Below are 23682 nucleotides of genomic sequence, written 5' to 3'. Positions count from 1 at the left end.
CACTGATAAAGCCATTTTAACCTCTCAATAAGAAAGAAAAGAAAATGGTGAGTGCCAGTAAATCTGCACTACCGCCACAGCTTAAATGACGCTTAATACAATCTTGGTCAAATCTGTCTAGCTGTATTTTTAGCCATTGTTTATCTCTATGGCATGGATTTGATAACAACTGCTTTGCTTGTTGTTGTACAAATTGTAATCCTGCTAAGCCACCACGATGAACGACATTGGTGTCATTATTATGAGCCATCAAATTTAATAAAATTAAATAGTGCTGATGTTCCTGATCACAATTTGCATACTGCTTAAAAATAGCTAACGCATAATGACGCACTAAAGCAAAACCACTTTCAGCTTCACCTCTTGCCCCTGTCAAACCATATTGAGCAAATAATTGTTCACCCGCTGTTCTCGGGTGTGCCAGTGCTGTGGCTTGTAATTCACGACTAATCCCTTGTGTTAAATGTGCCACCGTATCACATAAACTTTCCACTGAAATAACCTGATGCTTTCCCCATAGCCAACCAAATGCACCTAATACCAAACCAAAGGCAAAAATCGCCCCTTTATGTGTATTGATTCCGTTGGTCGCAGAAAACATGGCTTTCTCAGCTTGTACACCAACACTTCTTAGTTGACGGAATAACCCAGCAAAATCTTCCTGTTTTCCATTTATGCCTGTTTGCACAAAGTATTGCCAAAAAGGCAAAAGTGCTGAACAACTTTTTTCAAAGGTCGTAAAATCCATATCATGGTGTGAACCATTATTCGCACGATCGACTAAACCTGGTTTGGGGGTTAACGCAATTTCTCGGCGTAACGCATCATCTGCTTGATTGGCTAATAATTGCGTTAATTCAAACTGATTTAACAGGTCTTGCATTTCTGCATAAATTTCTGTTATTGAATGGGTTCTATGACGAGTACATACTTTGGCTTCTTCATTACAAATTAAGCAAGTACGGACAGGAAACCCAAGGGTTTGACGAGAAATAGGTTGTCCATTTAGATCGATGACATCTAAATCCCATAACCGAGCTAAAGGCAAAGATTGCTCAATCTCAATCATCACTCGTTTAAGTGTCAGTGCTTCCACAGGTAAAACAAACAAAGCCTGATGCCCTGTAGGCAAAGACTGGATTATTTGCTCACAAATATGCCAGCCTTGTTGCACGAAACAAGCATTTAAATATTTCAAACAAATGGCAAAAATCTTATCCAGTAATTCGTTACGTTTTACTGCCCCAGCTGCTAATAAGGTTACTGATAAAACTGGCTGCTGATATTGAGCGAGTAACTGCTGTTGCTGCATAAAACGTTGCTCACGAGCGGTTAACAAGGTTTCCAGAGCAACTATTTCACCCTCAATAGCATAAACTGGCGGAGAAAATTGCCAATTTGTCTTCATATTTAAATTATTCACCTTTTACTTGATAAACCACATCAATAATTGAACCATCACGATAACGTACGACCGCAACAGGTTTATCGGTAAATTCAATATCTTTTGGTTTACCCGTTAACGCATAGGCTTTTTCCATTAACTGTTCAATAGTGAATAATTTTATCCCAGCGTTTTGTAAATTTTCAATTAAATCTAGCCGTTTTGGATTGACCGCAATACCGTGATCAGTGACTAAAATATCAATATTTTCACCTGGGGTAACGCAAGTAATCACTTCATCAACCACGGTTGGAATACGCCCACGTACTAACGGTGCAACAATAATCGCTACTTGAGCAGATGCAGCTGTATCACAGTGTCCACCTGATGCACCACGGATAACACCATCTGAGCCAGTTAATACATTAACATTAAAATGTCTATCAATTTCCAACGCACTTAGCACGACAATATCAAGGCGTTCAACCGATGCCCCTTTTGAACTAAAATTGGCATATTGATTCGCAGATACTTCAATATGATTTGGATTACGAGCTAAAGATTCTGCTGCATCCTTATCAAAACTTTGTACATCAATTAATTTCTTAATTAAACCTGCTTCGTGTAATGCCACCATACTTGCAGTAATTCCACCGAGAGCGAAGCTGGCAGTAATATTATCTCGTTTCATACGATCTTCTAAGAAACGAGTTACCGCTAATGCCGCACCACCAGAACCTGTTTGTAAAGAAAAACCATCTTTAAAATAACCCGATGCAAAAATAGCTTCTGCCGTTTTACGTGCAATTAACAACTCTCTTGGATTAGATGTCATTCGAGTCGCACCGCCACCGATCTTTTTAGGATCGCCTACCGCATCCACTTGCACAATTAAGTCCACTTGATCCTGTGCAATACTGATTGGATGATGTGGATATTCTGCGAATTGTTCTGTCAATAAAACAACTTTATTGGCAAATTCAGCATCCACTTGAGCATAACCTAAAGAACCACATTTACTATTTCCAGTAAATCCATTCGCATTACCGAATGAATCACAGCAAGGTACACCTAAAAAGGCAACATCAATTTTTAATTCACCTGATTTAACTAAATGTACACGTCCACCGTGTGAATGAATATTGACAGGTTCAGCTAATAACCCATTAGAAATTTCATCTGCCAATTTACCCCGTAAACCAGAAGAATAAATTTTAGTAACCACACCATTTTTAATATGTTCAATTAATGGGAAATGGCTATCAATCAATGAACTTGATGCTAAGGTTAAATTCTTAAAGCCCATTTCGGCAATTTTAGCCATAACCATATTCACCACAAAGTCCCCACCACGGAAAGCGTGATGGAAAGAAATTGTCATGCCATCTTTTAATCCTGAACGGCGAATTGCATCTTCTAAATCTGTACAAAGTTTGCGATCTTTTGCGGTACGAACCAATGATTGTGCTTTAGGTTCAGCTTGATAAGTAGCCAAACAGGTATGTTGTTGTGTAAATGGTGTTAAGCGTTCAATTCTTGTTTTCATATTCTTCCCCTTATTCCACTCTAATCCCTGATTTCGCACGTTCGACAACCAGTCTTGCACGATCAATAATCGGGGCATCAATCATTTTTCCATTAAGTGATACCACACCTAACCCAAGTTTCTCTGCTTCTGTTGCTGCTGCAATAATTTTTTCCGCTTGCTCAAATTCTTTTTGTGTTGGTGCAAATAAATTGTGTAGTAATTCAATTTGACGTGGGTTAATTAAGGATTTTCCATCAAATCCAAGTTGCTTAATATGAGCCGCTTCTTTTAGGAAACCCTCTTCGTTGTTGGCATTAGAATAGACCGTATCAAAGGCTTGAATACCTGCTGCTCGAGCAGCTTGTAAAATTGAACAGCGAGCAAATAATAATTCAATCCCCTCGGCAGAACGTTCCGTTTTTAAGTTACGTACATAGTCTTCAGCACCTAATGCAATACCAATTAAGCGTTTAGATGCAAACGCAATTTGAGTCGCTTGGGTAATGCCCAATGGTGATTCAATCGCTGCTAATAATTTAGTGGAACCTTGTTCACGTCCACAAGCCTGCTCAATTTCACCAATCGCTTGATCCATCGCAATCACATCTTGTGCGGTATCCGTTTTTGGCATACGTACCACATCGACCCCAGCACGCACTACAGCATTTAAATCTGCCAAACCAAATTCACTGTCTAATGGATTAACACGCACTACGGTTTCCATATCTTGATAAAGCGGATGTTGTAAAGCATGAGCAACTAATAAACGAGCGGAATCTTTTTCTTTTAACGCCACCGCATCTTCTAAATCAAACATAATCGAATCTGGTTGATAAATAAAGCTATTACTGATCATAGCGGCGTTTGCACCCGGTACGAATAACATACTGCGTCTTAATTTCATAGTAATTTCTCCCAATTAGGTTCGCTATCACTTGCTCGTAATAGAGCTGCTTTTAGTCTAGCTTTTAATACGCAATCCAATGCTCCTTTATCATCAATAATTAAAGATGCCTGTTGTACATCAAGTTCAGCTAAAACGGCTTTAACTGTGGCACGAATTTGTTCACCAAATTGTTTAAATACCGAGCTATTAATTTCAATATCAAGCTGTGTCGCTGGCTCAACTCTAATCATTGCATCGCTAGACTCAAGTGTTCCCGCTACCGCTGGTTTTACTATCTTCATAGATTACCTCTTCGTTATTATAGTTAAATGGATTGATAATTATTTACGCTATGTTGCTGTAAATAATCAAGTGTTGTGACGGGAACCAGTGAGTTTAAGGCTTCCCAGTTTTGTTGTTGCCATAATTGACGAACTTGTGACGCTGAAATTGCTTGCCCATGGCAAGTCAAACGCTCAAGTTCTACTACTTTAATCGGATTTGAATCCATGGCTGCAATCGATAACCAATAATACATTTGTCGATTATATTCAGCTGTAACTGCACAAAAAGGCTCATTCCCCACAAAGCGGTGAGTGATACCTAAAGCTGGAGCAATTCTTTCACGGAATAATCTTAAATCCAATTCTAAATAAAGCTCATCTGCCATGCCTTTATCTTTTAAAAAATAGCTAGGAAAAGTCGCTTGCGAAATAATGTAATCTGATCCTTGATGTAAAGTAATATGCTTTAAATCCGCAATACCTTGTTGTACTAGAGCAAAACGATCTCGGTAAGGAATTTTACTCGCATCTTCTCCGACCACAAATAAATGTAAATGATCACATTGTTGTAAGGCTTTTTCAATTAAATAACGATGTCCCAATGTAAAAGGATTTGCATTCATTACAATGGCACCAATTTTTTCACCGCATACTCGTAAATTTGACCAAGTTTGACATTGTTTTGCTAAACGAGTCGCACTATTTTCTAATAAAACAACATTAGGATAGGCATGAGAAATAGAATAAAAACCACAGGCTTTAAACAATTTCTCATATTCTGGTTTGGTATAAATAAATAAATTCGTTCGCCCTAATTCATAAGCTAGATTAACTAATTCCGTACAGAGAATTAAAGCCAATCCTTCACCTTGATATTCTGCATCAATCGCTACACATTTTATGATATTGCCGGCTAATCCACCACAGGCGACTAAATTATCCTGTTCATTGTAAACTAATATAAAAGTTTCTATTTGAGGATCGAGAGTTAAATGATTTTTTGTTAATAAAGATTTAATTAAATTTAATAATTTATTACCATTTGTTAAATTTAAATTAAATCGCGTAGAATACATATATAAAAAGGGATAAATTAAGTGAGAATATGCTGATATTATATATGTTTTTGATAAAAATTAACAGGATTATTCAATCTGGTAAAAACAGCTCCAATAATTCATTCAGAAATAATTTACCATGTTGGGTAATTTGCCATGTTTTTTCATTTTCAGTTAAATAATGCTGCTGAACGGCAAAATCTATTTGTTTTTGCACCGCACTTTGCGGTAGCCCTGTAAATTGCTCAAATTCTATTTTAGGCACCGCCTCCAACAAGCGAAAACGATTCATAAAAAATTCAAAACCGCGGTCAATTTCAGGCACGTTTTTTTCTTCATATAAATATTCACCACGCATATAACCTTTGGGGTGTTTGGTTTTACTGTAACGCAAGATTTCACCTGTGGTAAAACTCATTTTGCCATGCGACCCACAACCAATCGCCAAATAATCGCCAAAACGCCAGTAATTTAAATTATGCTGACATTGGAAATCCGGTTTGGCATAGGCGGAGGTTTCATATTGTTGATAACCTGCTTCGGTTAATAATTGATGCCCTTGTTCGAAAATATCCCAAAGTTCGTCATCATCTGGCAAACGTGGTGGGCGATAGGCGAACATGGTATTGGGTTCAATGGTGAGCTGATACCAAGATAAATGCGGTGGATTTAAGGCAATAGCTTGGCGTAAATCATCTAATGCTTGTGGCAAGGTCTGATTCGGCAAACCGTGCATTAAATCTAAATTAAAACTTTTTAACCCAGAATCTTTGGCAAATTGCACCGCGGTTTTGGCTTCGTCTGCATTGTGAATACGTCCTAACGCTTGTAATTTTTCATCGTTAAAACTTTGAATTCCCATTGAAATGCGTGTTACGCCTGCTTTGACATAACCCTTAAAACGCTCTGCCTCGGCGGTGCCAGGGTTGGCTTCTAAGGTAATTTCAATATTCGGTGAAAAGGGGATTTGTTGCTCAATCCCCTGTAATAATTGATGAATACTTTCCGCACAAAATAGGCTCGGCGTTCCCCCACCAATAAAAATGGAATGTAAACAACGATCCTGTACGCTGTCTTTCAAACGTTCAAGATCTTGTTGTAAATCGGTTAACAGATGTTGTACATATTCCCTTTCTGGAATTTCGCTCTTTTGTGCATGGGAATTAAAATCACAATAAGGGCATTTTTGGACACACCAAGGAATATGCACGTATAAACTTAATGGCGGTAAGGTCAGTTGAGCCATTAACGTACAATCACCGCAGTACCGCTAGCGGTAATCATAAACATACTTTTTGAACCCGAACCGATGGACGTATAGTTTACTTCGACACCGACTACGGCATTTGCCCCTAAACGTTGTGCATTTTCGATCATTTCATTTAATGCCTCTTGGCGTGAACTGGTTAATTTACGTTCATAAGAGCCTGAACGTCCGCCAAAAATATCCGTTAATCCCGCAAAGAAATCACGAATAAAATTGGCTCCAGCCACCACTTCGCCAAATACTAATTCTTTATATTCAACGATTTGCTTGCCCTCAATACAGTTTGTTGTGGTTACTAACATAGTTTTTCCTTATTTTTGTAATTTCATTTTTAATACGGCTAAGGCTTTGGCTCGATGGGAAATTTTTTTCTTCTCTGCGGGATCTAATTCCGCAAAAGTACAATTTTTTTCTGGGCTAAAAAATAAGCTGTCATAGCCAAAACCGTTTGATCCTTTTTCTACAAAATCAATTTGCCCGCAACATTCCCCCTCCGCAATAATCGGGCTTGGATCGGTTTCGTGTTGTAATAACACAATGCAACTGACGAATTTGGCTTGACGTTGTTCGGTGGGGACATCTGCTAATTTTTGTAATAATTTTTTGCGATTTAATGCTTCCGCATTTTCACCCTCAGCTCCCGCATAACGGGCAGAATATAACCCTGGTTCACCATTTAATGCGGCAACCACTAATCCGCTATCGTCCGCTATCGCTGGCAAGCCTGATAGTTTAGCCGCATAACGGGCTTTTAATAAGGCATTTTCCACAAACGTTAAACCCGTTTCTTCGGGACTGTCAATACCTAAATCCGTTTGAGCTATCACGTCAAAACCAAAATCCGCCAGAACATCTGACATTTCCTTTACTTTGCCTTGATTACCTGTTGCAAGTACGACTTTTTGTTTCATTTTCTCTCCAATTTTATTATGCTCTGTGGATTTTTTCATATTATAAAGATTTTTTCATCAAAGTGCGGTCATTTTTGTTTGAATTTTTGCTATAGTAACGCTAATTTAATTTGCCCGCTTGAAAGCAAGGATTTTTTATGGAAAAAATCATTATTGATGAAGACCAATTTATGCGAACCATTTCTCGTATTTCGCATGAAATTATCGAAAAGCACGCTGATTTAGATCAATTAATTATCGTGGGAATTAAACGTCGCGGTGCAGAAATTGCAGCTCTTATTAAACGTAAAATTAATGAGTTAACTCAACAAGAAATCCCCTCATTTGATTTAGATATCACTTTTTATCGTGATGATTTAGAATATGCCGAACCAAGCCATATCCCCGTATATAAAGGATCTTCTGATTATATTAATATACAAAATAAAACGGTAATCTTAGTAGATGATGTATTATTTACAGGTCGGACAATTCGGGCAGCACTTGACGCTTTGGTAGATTTTGGGCGAGCATCTAAAGTCGAATTAGTGATTTTTGTAGATCGTGGACACCGTGAATTACCGATTCGAGCGGACTATGTAGGCAAAAATGTACCTACCAGCCGTAATGAAAAGATACAAGTACGTACCATGAAATTTGATAGTTGCTACAATGTGGCTTTACTGTCACAATAGATAGCGGAACTTTTTGTGCCACCTGTAATCTAACAGGTTGTATTTAATTAACTTTTATTAACGGATAAATATGAAACTTCATTCTTTAAAATCAATTTTCTTAATTGCGATCAGTGCATTAGTGATTTCGATCAATGTACAAGCAGTTGAACAAGTAGTAGCGACCATTGATGGTACACCTATTTTAGAAAGTCAAGTTAGAAAAGCATTAGGTGGTAAAGCAAATACTGAAAGTAATCGTACTAAAGCATTAGATAACATTATTGATGATATGTTGGTACAAAAAGCCATTAAAGAATCAGGCGTTAAAGTGAACCCTGCTCAAGTCGATCAAATCGTGCGTCATATTGCGGCACAAAATGGCTTAACTTATGGTCAATTATTAGATGCGTTAGATTACCAAGGCATTTCATTACAACAATTCCGTAATAATATTGCTAATCAGATTTTAATGTCAGAAGTACGTAATCGTACTATTGGTAAATATATTGATGTCAGCCGTGAACAAGTAGAAGCCTTGAGTCATCAAATGTGGGAACAGGCGAAAAACAGTAGTAATCAACAAGCCTTAACCACAACACATTACAGAGTGCGTCATATTTTGTTAAAACTAACTCCATTATTGAATGATGAGCAAGCAAAAGCAGAGTTAAACAAAATTCGTACCGATATTGCTTCAGGTAAAACCACCTTTGAGAGTGCTGCTAAAGATTATTCAAAAGACTATTTATCAGGTGCCAGTGGCGGTGATTTAGGTTTTGCTCCAGCTGATAATTATGTACCTGAATTTGCCAAACAAGTAGCAAATGCGAAAAGAGGTGCCATTACTGCACCATTTAAAACTGAATTTGGTTGGCATATTTTGGAAGTTACCGATACCAAACAAGGTAAAGCCAGTGAAAATATGTTCCATCAAAAAGCGTATGAAACGCTAGTAAATCAGCAATTACAAGAAGAATCCAAAGACTGGGTAAAAGCCTTGCGTAAAGGGGCGGATATTCAATATCTTGTTAAATAAACCATTTTCTCAGGTGGGCAATCGCCCACCTTTTTATTTTTTACCTTACATAATACATACAGTATGAATTCAAAACGACATTTAGGACATACCGCTCGAAAACGTTTCGGGCAAAACTTTTTACATGATGACAATGTGATTCAAGGCATTGTATCCGCCATTTATCCGCAAAAAGATCAATATCTAGTGGAAATTGGTCCCGGCTTAGGGGCATTAACCGAACCTGTCGGTGAGCAAGTAGATCAGTTAACCGTAGTCGAATTAGACCGAGATCTAGCAGAACGCTTACGCCATCATCCTTTTTTACATCACAAATTAAAGGTGATTGAAACCGATGCGATGCAATTTGATTTTGGCAAATTGTATGATGATGAAAGGCTGGTGGAGAAAGGGCAAAAATTACGGGTATTTGGTAATTTACCCTACAATATCTCGACACCGTTAATGTTTCACCTATTCAAATTCCACGACAAAATCCAAGACATGCACTTTATGTTACAAAAAGAAGTGGTCAAACGCTTGTGTGCAGCCCCCAATAGCAAGGCTTATGGACGGCTGACGATTATGGCACAATATTTTTGCCAAGTCATGCCTGTATTAGAAGTTCCACCAACAGCATTTAAGCCCGCACCGAAAGTGGATTCCGCAGTGGTACGGTTAATTCCCCATCAGATTTTGCCAAATCCAGTGAAAGATCTGTATTGGTTAAATCGTGTGACCAGTCAAGCCTTTAATCAACGCCGTAAAACCTTGCGTAATGCCTTATCAACGCTATTTTCTGCGGAAAATCTCACCGCACTTGGGGTGGATTTAAATGCTCGTGCAGAAAATTTGACTATTGCGGATTATGCCAGATTAGCCAACTGGTTATATGATAATCCACCTGCAGAAGATAAAACGGAAATTTCCGATATTGATGACTAGGAGCGTAGATGTCAACTTACATTGTCGGCGACTTACACGGTTGCTATGATGAATTGCAACTTTTGTTAGAACAAGCTCAATTTGATGCCACGCAAGATGAACTTTATTTCACCGGTGATCTGGTTGCTCGTGGTGATAAATCCCTTGAATGTTTACGCTTTGCTAAATCTTTAGGGCAACGTGGTCATACGGTATTAGGCAATCATGATTTACATTTACTTTCCACCGCACTGGGTATTAAAAAAGTCAAAGCTCGAGATAAAGTAGATGCCATCTTTGCCGCCCCTGATTTTGCTGAATTAATGGATTGGCTACGTCATCAACCCTTGTTTATTCACCATGAAAAACTGAATTTTACTCTCGTTCACGCAGGTATTTCGCCTGACTGGGATTTAAACACAGCTCAACAATGTGCCAAGCAAGTCGAAGCAGTTCTACAATCCGACCACTACGCTGATTTACTCAAACAAATGTATGATAGCCACCCTAATCGTTGGTCGTCTGAATTAACGGGTATTGATCGTTTACGTTACATTATTAATGTGTTCACCCGTATGCGTTTTTGCTATGCAGATCATCGTTTGGATTTTGATTGTAAAGTGCCGTTAGAGCAGGCACCTGATGAATTAATGGCATGGTATCAATGTGATAATCCGTTATTCCAAACCGAAAATATTATTTTTGGACATTGGGCAAGCCTTGTGGACACACCGACACCGAGTAATATTTATGCCTTAGATACAGGTTGTGCATGGGGCAATCGAATGACGTTGTTACGTTGGGAAGATCAGCGGTATTTTGTGCAAACGAGCTTGAATGCCACGATTGACTAGAAATGAACAAAACCGCGGTGAAAAAAAATGAATTTTTTTCACCGCAGTTAGAGAGTTAGTAACGAGATTAATTTACATAACGACTAATTGCACCTGCAATTTCAGTGTCTTTATATAATGCTGAAACCACATCTTTCAAAGTTGCATCTAAGGATTTTTGAATATCATCATTATTCACCCCCAATGCACCTTCATCAACACGGCTTGCACCAAAGTTCTTAGTAAAGTTACCTTTAAACCCTTGAACGTGAACTTCTAGCTGAACTTTAGAGGTAATTTTATGGCGAATATTACCCTCTTCCACTTTCGCATAAAAATCTTTTACCGTCACTAGTACATTCGTATTTACGCCACTATCGGCTAAACGAAAACCTTTTGCGTTCAAATCTTGTTGAATCACTTGTTGAAATAATTTTTCTACTGCTGGAGAAGAATACAATTTAAATAATGCACTATTCATTGTGTAGCTTGAGATTTCAGGTTGGCTACGTCCATCTTTACTCACCACATTGACAATCGCTTTTTGATTTTGTGCATTAAATGCTGTCGTAGCTGTTGGAGATTGTGGATTGAAACTTAATGTATTGCTCGGGGTGTTGGAGCAGCCTACCAATAAAATTGCACTAGCCACTAATGTAGCCAATGAGATTGTTTTACTTAACTTCATGATTGATCCTTTAATGTCAAAATTTATATGGTTATATTCTTGCAAACTTCGTCAATAATGTATAGCCTTTCTATGCAAAATTTTTATGTTAGGAAATCATCTATGTCAAAACAACAAGAATTAGAAAAACGTTTAATTGCCGAATTTCAACCGCACTTTGTGAAGATTGAAAATGAAAGCTATATGCACAGTTCAGGAAAAGGGGCAAATTCACATTTTAAAATTGTGTTAGTCAGCGACAAATTTAACAGCATTCGTCAAGTAGCTCGTCATCGCCTGATTTATCAATTACTTGCTCAAGATCTCGCAAATGGTATTCATGCTTTAGCCTTACATACCTATACACCAATAGAATGGCAAAACTTGCAAGGAAATTATCCTAAATCACCAAATTGTGCTGGCGTAGGTTTATAACCCCGTAGATATTAAAATATTTTCACCTTTTTTTAACAAAAACACATAAAAAAGTACGGTTAAACTGGAAGAACGGTCAGATTTTAGTTAAAATACTTTGTTATTATTGTTTTTTTATGAACAACACTGAATTTGAGTTTTTATTTTTATGATTTCTTGGGGGGCTATCTTTTATTCTCTCCAACGTTATCACTCAAAGTGCGGTCATTATTTTAGCAATTTTTATTTTAAAAATAGTGACTTAATTTTCAACCCTAACGAAAAAGTAGTGCAAATAATGATTACGATTAAAAAAGGCTTGGATCTTCCTATTGCAGGAAAACCCGAACAAGTAATCCGTGACGGTAATACCGTAACCGAAGTTGCTATGCTTGGCGAAGAATATGTGGGTATGCGTCCTTCAATGAAAGTACGTGAAGGAGATGTGGTGAAAAAAGGTCAAATTCTTTTTGAAGATAAAAAGAATCCTGGCGTGGTTTTCACTGCCCCTGCAAGTGGTACTATAACTGCGATTAATCGTGGTGCTAAGCGTGTATTACAATCTGTGGTTATTCGTCTGGAAGGTAACGAACAAGAAACATTTGCTAATTATGGCGTATGTACCTTACGTCAATTAACTGAACAGCAAGTACGTCAAAATTTACAATCCTCAGGCTTATGGACAGCATTTCGTACTCGTCCATTTAGCAAAATTCCTGCGGTAGATGCCGTACCATCATCTATTTTTGTGAATGCCATGGACACCAATCCATTAGCCGCAAATCCTGCAGTGATTATTGAACAATATGCAGATGATTTTACTAATGGTTTAACTGTGTTAGGTCGTTTACACAATAAAATTAATCTGGTGAAAGCTGCTGATGTAACATTACCAAGTGCTAGCACCACCCTCGTTCATGATGTGAAAGGGGTTCATCCAGCAGGTTTAGTGGGAACACACATTCATTTCATCGATCCCGTCAGTTTCACTAAACATGTGTGGCATTTGAATTATCAAGATGTAATTGCTATTGGTAAATTATTTACCACTGGTGAATTATTTACTGATCGAGTGGTTTCTTTAGCGGGTCCACAAGTGAAAAAACCACGTTTAGTCCGTACTTGTCTAGGTGCAAATCTATCGCAACTTACAGCAAATGAATTAAACAGTGGTAATAACCGTGTGATTTCAGGTTCTGTGTTACATGGTGCAACTGCACAAGGTCCACATGATTATTTAGGTCGTTATGCCTTGCAAGTGTCGGTGTTAGCCGAAGGTGACGAAAAAGAATTTATGGGTTGGATCACGCCGCAACCAGGTAAATATTCCATTACTCGTACCGTATTAGGTCACTTTAGCCGTAAATTATTCAATTTTACCACCGCAGTTAATGGTGGCGACCGTGCCATGGTACCAATTGGTTCTTATGAACGTGTGATGCCGTTGGATATTTTACCCACCTTATTATTACGTGATTTAGCCGCTGGTGATACGGATTCAGCACAAGCATTAGGTTGCTTAGAGTTAGATGAAGAAGATTTAGCCCTTTGTACCTATGTTTGTCCAGGTAAAACCGATTACGGTGTGTTATTGCGTCAAGCATTAGAAAAAATCGAGAAGGAAGGTTAAAAATGGGTTTAAAACATCTTTTTGAAAAAATGGAACCCGCATTCCTACCAAGTGGTAAATTCGCTAAACTTTATCCTGTATTTGAGGCTATGTTTACCTTGCTTTACACACCAGGTACGGTAACAAAGAACGGTACTCACGTGCGTGATGCGATTGATTCAAAACGTATGATGATTACCGTGTGGTTAGCATTGTTCCCAGCAGTATTCTACGGTATGTATAACGTAGGTCATCAATCCATCAATGCGATTGCAAGTCTTGCTACAACTGTTGATGCGTTAGCTACTCAAGATTGGCACTATGCGATTGTTCAATGGTTAGGTTTAGATGTTTCTTTAGATGCTGGTATCGGCAGTAAAATGGCATTAGGTGCGGTGTTTTTCCTACCAATTTACCTAACTGTTTTCTTGTTAGGTTCGGCTATTGAAGTTGCCTTTGCGGTAGTTCGTGGTCACGAAGTTAATGAAGGTTTATTCGTAACAACAATTCTGTTTGCTTTAGTTGTTCCACCAACCTTACCATTATGGCAAGCGGCTTTAGGGATTACTTTCGGTTTAGTAGTAGCGAAAGAAGTATTCGGCGGTGTAGGTAAAAACTTTATGAACCCTGCCCTTGCTGGTCGTGCATTCCTATTCTTCGCTTACCCTGCTCAAATTTCAGGTGATGCAGTTTGGACTGCGGCAGATGGTTTCTCTGGTGCAACCGCTCTTTCTCAATGGGCGCAAGGTGGTGAAGCGGCATTAAAACACATTTCCACTGGTCAACCTATCACGTGGATGGATGCGTTTTTAGGCAATATCCCTGGTTCAATGGGTGAAGTATCAACCCTTGCCTTGATTATCGGTGGGTTAATTATTTTATTCGCTCGTATTGCTTCTTGGCGTATTATTGCTGGTACTTTCTTAGGTATGGTGATTACAGCGACAGCCTTTAATCTAATCGGTTCTTCGACCAATGCAATGTTCTCAATGCCTTGGCACTGGCACTTAGTGTTAGGTGGATTCGCCATCGGTATGATCTTTATGGCAACCGACCCTGTTTCAGCATCATTTACTGAAAAAGGTAAATGGTGGTACGGTGCGTTAATCGGCTTTATGGCAGTATTAATTCGTGTCGTCAACCCTGCTTATCCCGAAGGTATGATGTTGGCTATTTTATTCGCTAACTTATTTGCTCCATTGTTTGACTACCTAGTGGTTCAAGCAAATATCAAACGTCGGAGAGTTCGCAATGTCTAAATTTAATAAAGATAGCGTAGGCGGCACATTAACCGTTGTCGTACTGTTAAGTTTGATCTGTTCTCTTGTGGTGGCTGGTGCTGCGGTATTGCTCAAACCAGCCCAAGATGTGCAGAAACAGCTTGATAAACAAAAAAATATTTTACAAGCCGCTGGTTTAATACAACCAAACATTAATATCCAAGAAGTCTATGCAAAATCTATTGAACCTAAAATCGTGGATTTAGCTACTGGCGACTATGTAGAGGGTATTAATAATTTTGATGCCAAAGCCGCTGCGAAAGATCCAAAAACCAGCATAGCTATTGCACCAGCAGACGATAAAGCACACATCAAAGTGCGGGCTAAATATGCAGAAGTTTATTTAGTTAAAGATGAAGCAGGCAAAACCACCCAAGTGGTGTTACCAATGTATGGTAATGGCTTATGGTCTGTTATGTATGGTTTTGTTTCTGTGGCAACCGATGCCAATACCGTGAAAGGGATTACTTACTATGAACAGGGGGAAACCGCTGGTCTTGGTGGTGAAATCGCCAATCCACTTTGGCAGAAAAAATTTGAACATAAAAAAATCTTCAACGAACAAGGTGAAGTTGCTTTAGGTGTGCATAAAGGTGGTTCAGCTGATGTGGAACATGGTGTAGATGCCTTATCAGGTGCAACCTTAACATCTAACGGTGTAGATGGTTCGATTAAATACTGGTTCGGTCCAAATGGTTTTGGTCCATATTTAACCAAATTCAAAGCAGCAATGGGGGCAAACTAATGGCAAGTTCTAATCTTAAAAAATTGTTGTTATCACCTATCGCTGATAGCAACCCGATTGCATTACAAATCTTAGGGATCTGTTCTGCATTGGCAGTAACGACCCAATTACAAACTGCGGTAGTCATGGCGATTGCGGTAAGTTTAGTAACGGCTTTTTCAAGTTTATTTATTTCTCTTATCCGTAACTATATTCCAAATAGCATTCGTATTATCGTACAAATGGCGATCATTGCCTCATTGGTAATTTTGGTTGACCAAATTTTGCGTGCTTATGCCTATGATTTATCCAAACAACTTTCGGTATTCGTTGGCTTGATTATCACCAACTGTATCGTAATGGGGCGTGCGGAAGCCTTTGCGATGAAATCAGCTCCATTAGAAAGTTTCGTAGATGGTATCGGTAACGGTTTAGGTTACGGTGCAATCTTAGTTACTGTAGCATTTTTACGTGAATTAATTGGTTCAGGTAAATTATTCGGGATAACCATATTCCAAACCATCAATGATGGTGGCTGGTATCAAACCAATGGTTTATTCCTATTAGCACCAAGTGCATTCTTTATTATCGGTTTCCTGATTTGGGGTTTAAGAACTTGGAAACCTGAGCAAGTGGAGAAATAAAATGGAACATTATTTAAGTCTATTTGTAAAGTCCGTATTTATTGAAAATATGGCACTTTCTTTCTTCCTTGGTATGTGTACATTCCTTGCAGTATCAAAGAAAGTTTCAACTGCCTTTGGTTTAGGAATTGCCGTTATCGTAGTATTGGGCATTGCCGTGCCAGCCAACCAATTAGTGTTTACCCACATCTTAAAAGATGGGGCATTAGTGGAAGGGGTGGATTTAACTTTCTTAAACTTCATCACCTTTATCGGGGTGATTGCTGCATTAGTACAAATTCTTGAAATGGTATTAGATAAATTTTTCCCAACACTTTACAGTGCGTTAGGGATCTTCTTACCATTAATCACGGTAAACTGTGCCATTTTCGGCGGTGTATCCTTTATGGTACAACGTGAATACAACTTCCCAGAATCTGTGGTGTACGGTATCGGTGCTGGTACTGGCTGGATGTTAGCTATCGTGGCTCTTGCAGGCTTAACCGAAAAAATGAAATATGCTGATGTACCAGCGGGTTTACGTGGTTTAGGGATTACCTTTATCACCGTAGGCTTAATGGCGTTAGGCTTTATGTCATTCTCAGGCATTCAATTATAAGGAGCATATCGTGGATAGTAATTTTATTTTCGGTATCGGCATTTTTACCGCCCTTGTATTGGTGCTTGCGGTGGTCATTCTATTTGCCAAATCTAAATTAGTGGACTCAGGCGATATTACCATCTCGATCAATGATGATCCTGCCAAAGCGATCACCCTGCCAGCAGGTGGTAAATTATTAGGGGCATTAGCTAGCAAAGGAATTTTCGTTTCATCAGCTTGCGGTGGCGGTGGCTCTTGCGGTCAATGTGTGGTAAAAGTGAAATCTGGTGGTGGTGAAATTCTTCCAACCGAACTTTCTCATATTACCAAACGTGAAGCCAAAGAAGGTTATCGCTTATCTTGTCAGGTAAACGTCAAATCCTCAATGGATATTGAATTACCAGAAGAAATCTTTGGCGTGAAAAAATGGGAATGTACCGTTATCTCTAACGATAACAAAGCCACTTTCATCAAAGAACTTAAATTGGCAATCCCTGAAGGTGAAGAAGTGCCATTCCGTGCAGGTGGGTATATTCAGATTGAAGCTGAACCCCATACTGTGGCATACAAAGACTTCGATATTCCAGAAGAATATCATGAAGATTGGGATAAATTTAACCTATGGCGTTATGTGTCAAAAGTCGATGAGCATATTATTCGTGCTTACTCTATGGCATCTTATCCAGAAGAAAAAGGCATTATTATGCTTAACGTACGTATTGCCACACCGCCGCCACGTAACCCAGACGTGCCGCCAGGTCAAATGTCATCTTATATTTGGTCATTAAAACCAGGTGATAAAGTCACGATTTCAGGTCCATTTGGTGAATTCTTTGCTAAAGAAACCGATAATGAAATGGTATTTATCGGTGGTGGTGCTGGTATGGCACCAATGCGTTCCCATATCTTTGACCAATTAAAACGCTTACACAGTAAACGTAAAATGTCATTCTGGTATGGTGCTCGTTCAAAACGTGAAATTTTCTATGAAGAAGATTTCGATATGTTGGCTCGTGAAAACGACAACTTTGAATGGCATATTGCCTTATCAGATGCGTTACCAGAAGATAACTGGACAGGTTACACTGGCTTTATTCACAACGTACTTTATGAAAACTACTTGAAAAATCACGAAGCACCAGAAGATTGTGAATACTATATGTGTGGACCACCAGTGATGAATGCTGCTGTGATCAAAATGCTGAAAGATTTAGGCGTTGAAGATGAAAACATCTTGTTAGATGATTTCGGTGGTTAACCTCTATCCCCATACTTGTGTATGGGGCTAAGCATGGTGACGCTACTCCGTAGCTTTATAGAAAAGATGCGGAGCATCGTTACTTTTTATAACCCTGTACGCAAGTGCAGGGTTGAAAACATAATAAAGCAAGAAAATGAGATATTCTATAAAATATTTAGTCACCCTAGCCCTAAGCCTTTTCCTTGTTGCTTGTGGTAAACAACCTGAAATCATTACCTTAACAGGCAAAACCATGGGAACCACCTACCACATCAAATATATTGATGACGGCAAGATAAGCCAAAAAGCAGAACAGGCTCATGAACAGATTGAAGTCATCTTGAAAAAGGTGAACGATCAAATGTCCACCTATATTCCAACCTCAGAATTAAGTCGCTTTAACCAAAATACCCAGATTAATCAAGCGATTGAAATTTCCCCTGAATTAGGCAACGTAATCGCCGAGTCCTTACGTTTAAACAAATTAACAGACGGAGCATTAGATGTTACGGTTGGACCTTTAGTCAATTTATGGGGATTTGGTCCAGAAAAACGTTTAGACCAACAACCTAGCCAACAGCAACTCAATGAACGTTTGGCTATCGTAGGGATTGATAAATTAAAATTAAATCATAATGGCGATAAATATAGTTTAGAAAAAAACATTCCTCAGCTTTATGTAGATTTATCTTCCATTGCCAAAGGTTATGGCGTAGATCAAGTGGCGGATTATCTTGAAACAATCGGCACGCAAAATTATTTAGTAGAAATTGGTGGTGAAATCCGAGCCAAAGGCAAAAATGCAGAACATAAAGATTGGCAAATTGCCATTGAACAACCCAATTTTGATGGTTCTCGTTCCGTACAAAAAATTGTTGGCTTAAAAGATCTCGGCATGGCAACATCAGGAGATTACCGCAATTATTTTGAACAAAATGGCGTTCGCTATAATCACGAAATCGATCCGAAAACAGGCTACCCTGTGCAACATAAATTAGCCTCTATTACCGTATTACACCCGTCCGCAATGACTGCTGATGGCTTATCCACGGGATTATTTGTATTAGGTGAAGAAAAAGCCCTTGCCATTGCAGAACAACAAGGCATTGCCATTTACATGATTATCAAAACAGAGAAAGGTTTTGAAACAAAAATGTCATCAAAATTCACCGCACTTTTCATGGAACAAAATAAATAAGGAAATATTATGCAAGTTTTTTTAGTCACCTTTGGCATTTTTATTTTAGTGATTTTCGGCATGGCATTGGGTTATATTGTCAAACGTAAATCCATTCAAGGGAGCTGTGGGGGTATTTCATCGTTAGGTATGAAAAAAGTTTGTGACTGTGATGAGCCTTGTGATAATCTAAAAGACAAGGTCGCCAAGGGGGAAGCAGATCCGAAAGAGTTAGAACGGTTTGCTAAACCTGCCTTTTATGAAGTGAAATAATTACTGCTCCGTATTAGCATACGGGGATACGCAAATCATGATGCTCTGCATCTTTAGACCAGCTACAAGTAGCGTCACCATGTTTAACCCCATACGTGAGTATGGGGGAAGAGAACGAAGTTATGCAATCAACCACCTACAACCATCATTTTCCAACCCTCACCGCCGATCAGCTCGCCCACAACCAAAGCAAAAAAGTCATCGTGGGGATGTCAGGTGGCGTAGATTCTTCCGTATCTGCCTTTATCCTACAACAACAAGGCTACCAAGTGGAAGGCTTGTTTATGAAAAACTGGGAAGAAGATGATGATACCGACTACTGTACTGCTGCCGCTGATCTTGCCGATGCACAAGCAGTTTGCGATAAACTAGGTATTCACTTACATAAAATCAATTTTGCAGCGGAATATTGGGACAATGTATTTGAACATTTCTTAAGTGAATATAAAGCTGGTCGCACGCCAAATCCTGATATTTTGTGCAACAAAGAAATTAAATTCAAAGCCTTTTTAGAATATGCGGCAGAAGACCTAGGTGCAGATTATATCGCTACAGGGCATTATGTTCGCCGTTCAGGTGATGATGAGCATGCTCAATTATTACGTGGTTTAGATAGCAATAAAGATCAAAGCTATTTCCTTTATACCTTAAGCTATCAACAAGTCGGACAAAGCCTTTTCCCTGTTGGTGATATTGAAAAACCGATTGTACGAGCCATAGCGGGAGATCTCGGCTTAGTCACCGCGAAGAAAAAAGATTCTACTGGCATTTGTTTTATCGGCGAACGCAAATTCAAAGATTTCTTAGCTCGTTATTTGCCTGCTCAACCTGGTGAAATTCGTACAGTGGAAGGTAAGTTAGTCGGTCATCACGATGGGTTAATGTATCACACCTTAGGACAACGCAAAGGTTTAGGAATTGGTGGCGTACAAGGATTAAGCGAAGACCCTTTCTACGTGGTTGAAAAAGACTTAATTAACAATGTATTAATCGTGGCTCAAGGACATGATAATTCTGCCTTGCTTTCCGTAGGTTTAACCGCCAGCCAACTACATTGGGTAGATCGCCAACCTATCCGCCAACCGTTACGTTGCACAGTTAAAACTCGCTATCGTCAAAGCGATATTCCTTGCGAAATTATCCCCATCAACGATGATAATATTCGTGTGATATTTGACGAGCCACAAATTGCCGTCACCCCAGGACAAAGTGCGGTATTTTATCAAGGAGAAATTTGTCTGGGAGGTGGGGTGATTGAAACACAGATCAAATAATCAATAAAACCGCGGTGAAAAAAACAAATATTTTTCACCGCAATCCAAACTATTATTTTACCAACTCTACGACTTCCTTCGTCAACCGCCCAATCTCATCCCACTTTTTCTGCTTGATCAAGGCTTTTTCTACAAACCAAGATCCACCACAAGCGACCACATTTGGAATGGCTAGATAGTCTTTAATATTGGTCGGTGAAATTCCCCCTGTTGGCATAATTTGCAAATTGCCGTAAGGACCAAGTAAGGCTTTAATCATTTTCACCCCACCGCTGGCTTCCGCTGGAAAAAATTTTACTGCGGTGATACCAAATTCTAATGCAGCTTCAATGGACATTGGATTATTCACCCCTGGTGTAATTGGCAAACCTAGATCTTGACAGAGTTGTACAATTTTTGGGTTAAATCCTGGAGTAACAATGGCATCTGCTCCTGCGTTCTTAGCAGCGACCACTTGTTCTGCGGTCAACACTGTGCCTGCTAAAATCAACACATCAGGATAATGCTGACGCACTAGACGAATAGATTCTTCAGCAGCAGCGGAACGGAAAGTGATTTCAGCCACAGGTAAACCATTGTCAGACAAGGCCTTGACGAGTGGCAAAATATCTTGGGCATCATCCACAGCAATCACAGGGACGACTTTTAAAGTTTTTAATTTTTCAATCAGTTGTTCGGTGTATGGCATAGTTTTTCCTTAATTAGATTGGTTGCGTAAATTTTAAGATAACTATCTGTCTTTTCACATAAATTGTCAATTAAAAACATCATCTAGTTTTTAGTACATCGTCCTAAATCTTTAAAACATTCTCAAAAAATGCTATGATCAGTTCTAATTTTTCCAACTTCATCTTCATCAAAAAACATGGCAAATTATCAAGATATCACTCTCGCCCTAGCTGGGGTTTGTCAGTCGGCAAGATTAGTGCAACAGTTTGCACAACGAGGGCAAGCGAATACCTATGCCCTAGAAGTTTCTTTAAAAAGTTTATTACAAACACACCCAACTGATACATTGGCGGTTTTTGGTGGTTCGTTGGATAATATCAAATTAGGCTTAGAAACCTTAATTGAACAACTAAATGCTCAAAACCCTGAACTCGCTCGCTATTGGTTGAGCTTAGTAGCAATGGCTGGTAAATTGCAAGATAATGCGGAAGCGAAATCTCAGCTCGCCCATCGTATTCAATATATGCCAACTCAATTAGAATATTATTCACTGCTTGATGAAACCATGTTAGAAAAAATTGCTACTATCTATACCGATATTCTCAGTCCATTGGGTAAACGGATTCAAATATTCGGTAATGCGGAATATTTACAGCAACCATCTATTCAAAACCGTATTCGAGCCTGTTTGTTGGCGGGCGTTCGATCGGCTATGCTTTGGCAACAAGTAGGTGGTAGCAAATGGCAACTGCTATTCTCTCGCCGTAAGATCCTAAATATGGCACAACAATTATATGAAACTATTTAACGGAGCAAAATCTCTATGTCTTTCAATGCTATGCAACTCAATGCGTTAACTGCCCTTTCCCCGATTGATGGTCGCTATCAAGATAAAACCACTGCTTTACGTGGTATTTTTAGCGAGTTTGGTCTATTAAAATTCCGTATAACCGTTGAAGTACGTTGGTTACAAAAATTGGCATCTACTGCACAAATTGCGGAAGTTTCTTCTTTGTCAAAACAAGCAAACGATTACCTCGATCAACTTGTGGCAAATTTTAGTTTACAAGATGCGGAACGCATTAAAGAAATTGAACGTACTACCAATCACGATGTGAAAGCGGTGGAATATTTCTTAAAAGAAAAATCCGCCGCCTTGCCTGAATTGGCGGCAATTAGCGAGTTTATCCATTTTGCTTGTACCTCAGAAGATATTAACAATCTGTCCCATGCGTTGATGTTAAAAACTGCTCGTGAAGAAGTGATTTTGCCACAATGGCAAAAATTAATTGATGAAATTACGCGTTTAGCCAACGAATACAAAGACATTCCGCTGCTTTCTCGTACCCACGGTCAGCCTGCATCCCCGTCCACTGTCGGCAAAGAAATGGCGAATGTGGTGCATCGCTTACGCCGTCAATTTAATCAATTAAAACAAGTCGATGTGTTAGGCAAAATTAATGGTGCGGTGGGGAACTATAACGCCCATTTATCTGCCTATCCTGACATTGACTGGCATCAATTCAGTGAACAATTCGTCACTTCCCTTGGCATTCAATGGAATCCCTACACCACCCAAATTGAACCCCATGATTACATTGCAGAGTATTTTGACGCCGTGGTGCGTTTTAACACCATTATCATTGATTTTGACCGTGATTTATGGGGTTATATTGCATTAAATCATTTCAAACAACGCACTATTACAGGGGAAATTGGCTCAAGCACAATGCCACATAAAGTTAATCCGATCGATTTTGAAAATTCTGAAGGCAATCTTGTGGTGGCGAATGCGGTGATGAGCCATTTAGGGCAAAAATTGCCAATTTCTCGCTGGCAGCGTGATTTAACCGACTCCACCGTATTGCGTAATCTCGGTGTCGGCTTGGGTTATTGCTTAATTGCCTATGCTGCAACGCTCAAGGGCATTAGCAAATTAGAAGTGAACGAACAACATTTACGTGATGAACTTAACCAAAACTGGGAAGTGTTAGCAGAACCCATTCAAACCGTGATGCGTCGCTATGGCATTGAAAAACCTTATGAAAAGCTAAAAGAATTAACCCGTGGCAAACGTGTTGATGAACAAGCGATGCGTGAATTTGTGGAAAAACTGGATATTCCAGAAGAAGAGAAAGTGCGTTTACAACAGCTTACGCCTGCAAATTATATTGGTGATGCAGTGAAGTTAGTGGAAAAACTTTAATCATTGATTTAATTGAAAAAAGTGCGGTGTTTTTCACCGCACTTTTGGTTTATGGCATAGTAGACAAAATAGTTGGCACTTTTTTATACACCATGCCCTAGTAGACAAAATATAATTCTTGTTGTTATAAAAGGGCTAAGTCCTATCGAACTTAGCCCCTAATTTATCTATTTATGTTA

The 23682-nt window shown here is 39.0% G+C and carries 26 protein-coding genes; 16 read left to right on the top strand and 10 right to left on the bottom strand.

What is annotated here, in order from left to right; all coding sequences use genetic code 11:
- Positions 1 to 16: 16 nt before the first annotated feature.
- From citG to rdgB, 8 genes are all read right to left on the bottom strand, one after another.
- Positions 17 to 1408: a triphosphoribosyl-dephospho-CoA synthase CitG gene (gene citG / locus O1Q81_RS03160; RefSeq protein WP_386689320.1), complete on the bottom strand. Its 1392-nt coding sequence runs from the start codon at positions 1406 to 1408 to the stop codon at positions 17 to 19.
- A 7-nt stretch (positions 1409 to 1415) separates the two neighbouring features.
- Positions 1416 to 2930 (bottom strand): citrate lyase subunit alpha, encoded by a 1515-nt coding sequence (gene citF, locus O1Q81_RS03155; protein WP_386689318.1) that lies wholly within the window; start codon positions 2928 to 2930, stop codon positions 1416 to 1418.
- A 10-nt stretch (positions 2931 to 2940) separates the two neighbouring features.
- Positions 2941 to 3816, bottom strand: coding sequence for a citrate (pro-3S)-lyase subunit beta (gene citE / locus O1Q81_RS03150; protein ID WP_386689316.1), 876 nt, complete (start codon positions 3814 to 3816; stop codon positions 2941 to 2943).
- Entirely contained in the window at positions 3813 to 4100 is a 288-nt protein-coding gene (gene citD / locus O1Q81_RS03145; protein ID WP_386689314.1) for a citrate lyase acyl carrier protein, read from the bottom strand. Before citD ends, citE begins: the two co-directional genes overlap by 4 nt.
- A gap of 23 nt (positions 4101 to 4123) precedes the next feature.
- On the bottom strand, positions 4124 to 5158 hold the full coding sequence (citC, locus tag O1Q81_RS03140; protein WP_386698191.1) for a [citrate (pro-3S)-lyase] ligase: 1035 nt from the start codon (positions 5156 to 5158) through the stop codon (positions 4124 to 4126).
- A 73-nt stretch (positions 5159 to 5231) separates the two neighbouring features.
- A complete protein-coding gene (gene hemW / locus O1Q81_RS03135) occupies positions 5232 to 6386 on the bottom strand; it encodes a radical SAM family heme chaperone HemW (RefSeq protein WP_386698189.1) in 1155 nt (384 codons plus the stop codon).
- On the bottom strand, positions 6386 to 6709 hold the full coding sequence (locus tag O1Q81_RS03130; RefSeq protein WP_386692412.1) for a YbjQ family protein: 324 nt from the start codon (positions 6707 to 6709) through the stop codon (positions 6386 to 6388). Before O1Q81_RS03130 ends, hemW begins: the two co-directional genes overlap by 1 nt.
- 9 nt (positions 6710 to 6718) lie before the next feature.
- Positions 6719 to 7318 carry an RdgB/HAM1 family non-canonical purine NTP pyrophosphatase gene (gene rdgB, locus O1Q81_RS03125; protein WP_386698187.1) on the bottom strand — a complete coding sequence of 200 codons (600 nt, stop codon included), beginning with the start codon at positions 7316 to 7318 and terminating at the stop codon, positions 6719 to 6721.
- Between the two features lie 137 nt (positions 7319 to 7455).
- On the opposite strand from rdgB, the gene pyrR reads away from it, so the two are divergent.
- From pyrR to apaH, 4 genes are all read left to right on the top strand, one after another.
- The gene (gene pyrR, locus O1Q81_RS03120) at positions 7456 to 7992 is read left to right on the top strand and encodes a bifunctional pyr operon transcriptional regulator/uracil phosphoribosyltransferase PyrR (protein WP_386689304.1); all 537 of its coding nucleotides are present in this window, start codon (positions 7456 to 7458) and stop codon (positions 7990 to 7992) included.
- Positions 7993 to 8062: 70 nt separating this feature from the next.
- Entirely contained in the window at positions 8063 to 9010 is a 948-nt protein-coding gene (locus tag O1Q81_RS03115) for a peptidylprolyl isomerase (RefSeq protein WP_386698185.1), read from the top strand.
- A gap of 63 nt (positions 9011 to 9073) precedes the next feature.
- Positions 9074 to 9934 (top strand): 16S rRNA (adenine(1518)-N(6)/adenine(1519)-N(6))-dimethyltransferase RsmA, encoded by an 861-nt coding sequence (gene rsmA / locus O1Q81_RS03110; protein WP_386698183.1) that lies wholly within the window; start codon positions 9074 to 9076, stop codon positions 9932 to 9934.
- Between the two features lie 8 nt (positions 9935 to 9942).
- Positions 9943 to 10767, top strand: a complete 825-nt coding sequence (gene apaH / locus O1Q81_RS03105) for a bis(5'-nucleosyl)-tetraphosphatase (symmetrical) ApaH (RefSeq protein WP_386698181.1) — start codon at positions 9943 to 9945, stop codon at positions 10765 to 10767.
- A gap of 67 nt (positions 10768 to 10834) precedes the next feature.
- Here the strand turns inward: apaH and O1Q81_RS03100 are convergent, their stop codons facing one another.
- Complete coding sequence (locus tag O1Q81_RS03100; protein ID WP_386695667.1) at positions 10835 to 11434, bottom strand: YajG family lipoprotein; 600 nt, start codon at positions 11432 to 11434, stop codon at positions 10835 to 10837.
- A gap of 102 nt (positions 11435 to 11536) precedes the next feature.
- Between O1Q81_RS03100 and O1Q81_RS03095 the strand changes: the two genes are divergently transcribed.
- The 10 genes from O1Q81_RS03095 (at position 11537) to mnmA (ending at position 20628) form a co-directional block, all read left to right on the top strand.
- Complete coding sequence (locus tag O1Q81_RS03095; RefSeq protein ID WP_386689294.1) at positions 11537 to 11848, top strand: BolA family protein; 312 nt, start codon at positions 11537 to 11539, stop codon at positions 11846 to 11848.
- A gap of 277 nt (positions 11849 to 12125) precedes the next feature.
- Positions 12126 to 13457, top strand: a complete 1332-nt coding sequence (locus O1Q81_RS03090) for a Na(+)-translocating NADH-quinone reductase subunit A (protein WP_386698179.1) — start codon at positions 12126 to 12128, stop codon at positions 13455 to 13457.
- 2 nt (positions 13458 to 13459) lie between these two features.
- Positions 13460 to 14695 (top strand): NADH:ubiquinone reductase (Na(+)-transporting) subunit B, encoded by a 1236-nt coding sequence (locus O1Q81_RS03085; protein ID WP_386698177.1) that lies wholly within the window; start codon positions 13460 to 13462, stop codon positions 14693 to 14695.
- A complete protein-coding gene (locus tag O1Q81_RS03080; RefSeq protein ID WP_386692422.1) occupies positions 14688 to 15461 on the top strand; it encodes a Na(+)-translocating NADH-quinone reductase subunit C in 774 nt (257 codons plus the stop codon). Before O1Q81_RS03085 ends, O1Q81_RS03080 begins: the two co-directional genes overlap by 8 nt.
- Entirely contained in the window at positions 15461 to 16084 is a 624-nt protein-coding gene (locus O1Q81_RS03075) for an NADH:ubiquinone reductase (Na(+)-transporting) subunit D (protein WP_386689286.1), read from the top strand. The genes O1Q81_RS03080 and O1Q81_RS03075 overlap by 1 nt, the downstream gene beginning before the upstream one ends.
- Position 16085: 1 nt before the next feature.
- Complete coding sequence (gene nqrE, locus O1Q81_RS03070; protein WP_386689284.1) at positions 16086 to 16682, top strand: NADH:ubiquinone reductase (Na(+)-transporting) subunit E; 597 nt, start codon at positions 16086 to 16088, stop codon at positions 16680 to 16682.
- A gap of 10 nt (positions 16683 to 16692) precedes the next feature.
- On the top strand, positions 16693 to 17922 hold the full coding sequence (nqrF, locus tag O1Q81_RS03065; RefSeq protein ID WP_386698175.1) for an NADH:ubiquinone reductase (Na(+)-transporting) subunit F: 1230 nt from the start codon (positions 16693 to 16695) through the stop codon (positions 17920 to 17922).
- A gap of 136 nt (positions 17923 to 18058) precedes the next feature.
- The gene (locus O1Q81_RS03060; protein WP_386698174.1) at positions 18059 to 19102 is read left to right on the top strand and encodes an FAD:protein FMN transferase; all 1044 of its coding nucleotides are present in this window, start codon (positions 18059 to 18061) and stop codon (positions 19100 to 19102) included.
- Positions 19103 to 19111: 9 nt separating this feature from the next.
- Positions 19112 to 19354: a (Na+)-NQR maturation NqrM gene (gene nqrM, locus O1Q81_RS03055; protein WP_386689278.1), complete on the top strand. Its 243-nt coding sequence runs from the start codon at positions 19112 to 19114 to the stop codon at positions 19352 to 19354.
- A gap of 122 nt (positions 19355 to 19476) precedes the next feature.
- On the top strand, positions 19477 to 20628 hold the full coding sequence (gene mnmA, locus O1Q81_RS03050) for a tRNA 2-thiouridine(34) synthase MnmA (protein WP_386698172.1): 1152 nt from the start codon (positions 19477 to 19479) through the stop codon (positions 20626 to 20628).
- Positions 20629 to 20680: 52 nt separating this feature from the next.
- On the opposite strand, the gene O1Q81_RS03045 is transcribed toward mnmA, so the two are convergent.
- On the bottom strand, positions 20681 to 21316 hold the full coding sequence (locus tag O1Q81_RS03045) for a bifunctional 4-hydroxy-2-oxoglutarate aldolase/2-dehydro-3-deoxy-phosphogluconate aldolase (protein WP_386698171.1): 636 nt from the start codon (positions 21314 to 21316) through the stop codon (positions 20681 to 20683).
- 177 nt (positions 21317 to 21493) lie between these two features.
- Between O1Q81_RS03045 and hflD the strand changes: the two genes are divergently transcribed.
- Together hflD and purB are read left to right on the top strand one after the other, a co-directional pair.
- Positions 21494 to 22105, top strand: a complete 612-nt coding sequence (gene hflD, locus O1Q81_RS03040; RefSeq protein WP_386698169.1) for a high frequency lysogenization protein HflD — start codon at positions 21494 to 21496, stop codon at positions 22103 to 22105.
- Between the two features lie 30 nt (positions 22106 to 22135).
- Positions 22136 to 23503 carry an adenylosuccinate lyase gene (gene purB, locus O1Q81_RS03035; protein WP_386698603.1) on the top strand — a complete coding sequence of 456 codons (1368 nt, stop codon included), beginning with the start codon at positions 22136 to 22138 and terminating at the stop codon, positions 23501 to 23503.
- Positions 23504 to 23682: the final 179 nt, after the last annotated feature.

The organism is Lonepinella sp. MS14436, from assembly GCF_042470565.1.
Taxonomy (GTDB): Bacteria; Pseudomonadota; Gammaproteobacteria; order Enterobacterales; family Pasteurellaceae; genus Lonepinella.
Note: the sequence above shows the minus strand (reverse complement) of the source record. Positions and strands in the feature narration are given on the sequence as shown.

What these genes read in the sequence shown, in the direction of transcription:
- citG (WP_386689320.1), bottom strand. Translation starts at nt 1,408, where the DNA reads ATGAAGACAAATTGGCAATTTTCTCCGCCAGTTTATGCTATTGAGGGT.
- citF (WP_386689318.1), bottom strand. Translation starts at nt 2,930, where the DNA reads ATGAAAACAAGAATTGAACGCTTAACACCATTTACACAACAACATACC.
- citE (WP_386689316.1), bottom strand. Translation starts at nt 3,816, where the DNA reads ATGAAATTAAGACGCAGTATGTTATTCGTACCGGGTGCAAACGCCGCT.
- citD (WP_386689314.1), bottom strand. Translation starts at nt 4,100, where the DNA reads ATGAAGATAGTAAAACCAGCGGTAGCGGGAACACTTGAGTCTAGCGAT.
- citC (WP_386698191.1), bottom strand. Translation starts at nt 5,158, where the DNA reads ATGTATTCTACGCGATTTAATTTAAATTTAACAAATGGTAATAAATTA.
- hemW (WP_386698189.1), bottom strand. Translation starts at nt 6,386, where the DNA reads ATGGCTCAACTGACCTTACCGCCATTAAGTTTATACGTGCATATTCCT.
- O1Q81_RS03130 (WP_386692412.1), bottom strand. Translation starts at nt 6,709, where the DNA reads ATGTTAGTAACCACAACAAACTGTATTGAGGGCAAGCAAATCGTTGAA.
- rdgB (WP_386698187.1), bottom strand. Translation starts at nt 7,318, where the DNA reads ATGAAACAAAAAGTCGTACTTGCAACAGGTAATCAAGGCAAAGTAAAG.
- pyrR (WP_386689304.1), top strand. Translation starts at nt 7,456, where the DNA reads ATGGAAAAAATCATTATTGATGAAGACCAATTTATGCGAACCATTTCT.
- O1Q81_RS03115 (WP_386698185.1), top strand. Translation starts at nt 8,063, where the DNA reads ATGAAACTTCATTCTTTAAAATCAATTTTCTTAATTGCGATCAGTGCA.
- rsmA (WP_386698183.1), top strand. Translation starts at nt 9,074, where the DNA reads ATGAATTCAAAACGACATTTAGGACATACCGCTCGAAAACGTTTCGGG.
- apaH (WP_386698181.1), top strand. Translation starts at nt 9,943, where the DNA reads ATGTCAACTTACATTGTCGGCGACTTACACGGTTGCTATGATGAATTG.
- O1Q81_RS03100 (WP_386695667.1), bottom strand. Translation starts at nt 11,434, where the DNA reads ATGAAGTTAAGTAAAACAATCTCATTGGCTACATTAGTGGCTAGTGCA.
- O1Q81_RS03095 (WP_386689294.1), top strand. Translation starts at nt 11,537, where the DNA reads ATGTCAAAACAACAAGAATTAGAAAAACGTTTAATTGCCGAATTTCAA.
- O1Q81_RS03090 (WP_386698179.1), top strand. Translation starts at nt 12,126, where the DNA reads ATGATTACGATTAAAAAAGGCTTGGATCTTCCTATTGCAGGAAAACCC.
- O1Q81_RS03085 (WP_386698177.1), top strand. Translation starts at nt 13,460, where the DNA reads ATGGGTTTAAAACATCTTTTTGAAAAAATGGAACCCGCATTCCTACCA.
- O1Q81_RS03080 (WP_386692422.1), top strand. Translation starts at nt 14,688, where the DNA reads ATGTCTAAATTTAATAAAGATAGCGTAGGCGGCACATTAACCGTTGTC.
- O1Q81_RS03075 (WP_386689286.1), top strand. Translation starts at nt 15,461, where the DNA reads ATGGCAAGTTCTAATCTTAAAAAATTGTTGTTATCACCTATCGCTGAT.
- nqrE (WP_386689284.1), top strand. Translation starts at nt 16,086, where the DNA reads ATGGAACATTATTTAAGTCTATTTGTAAAGTCCGTATTTATTGAAAAT.
- O1Q81_RS03060 (WP_386698174.1), top strand. Translation starts at nt 18,059, where the DNA reads ATGAGATATTCTATAAAATATTTAGTCACCCTAGCCCTAAGCCTTTTC.
- nqrM (WP_386689278.1), top strand. Translation starts at nt 19,112, where the DNA reads ATGCAAGTTTTTTTAGTCACCTTTGGCATTTTTATTTTAGTGATTTTC.
- mnmA (WP_386698172.1), top strand. Translation starts at nt 19,477, where the DNA reads ATGCAATCAACCACCTACAACCATCATTTTCCAACCCTCACCGCCGAT.
- O1Q81_RS03045 (WP_386698171.1), bottom strand. Translation starts at nt 21,316, where the DNA reads ATGCCATACACCGAACAACTGATTGAAAAATTAAAAACTTTAAAAGTC.
- hflD (WP_386698169.1), top strand. Translation starts at nt 21,494, where the DNA reads ATGGCAAATTATCAAGATATCACTCTCGCCCTAGCTGGGGTTTGTCAG.
- purB (WP_386698603.1), top strand. Translation starts at nt 22,136, where the DNA reads ATGCAACTCAATGCGTTAACTGCCCTTTCCCCGATTGATGGTCGCTAT.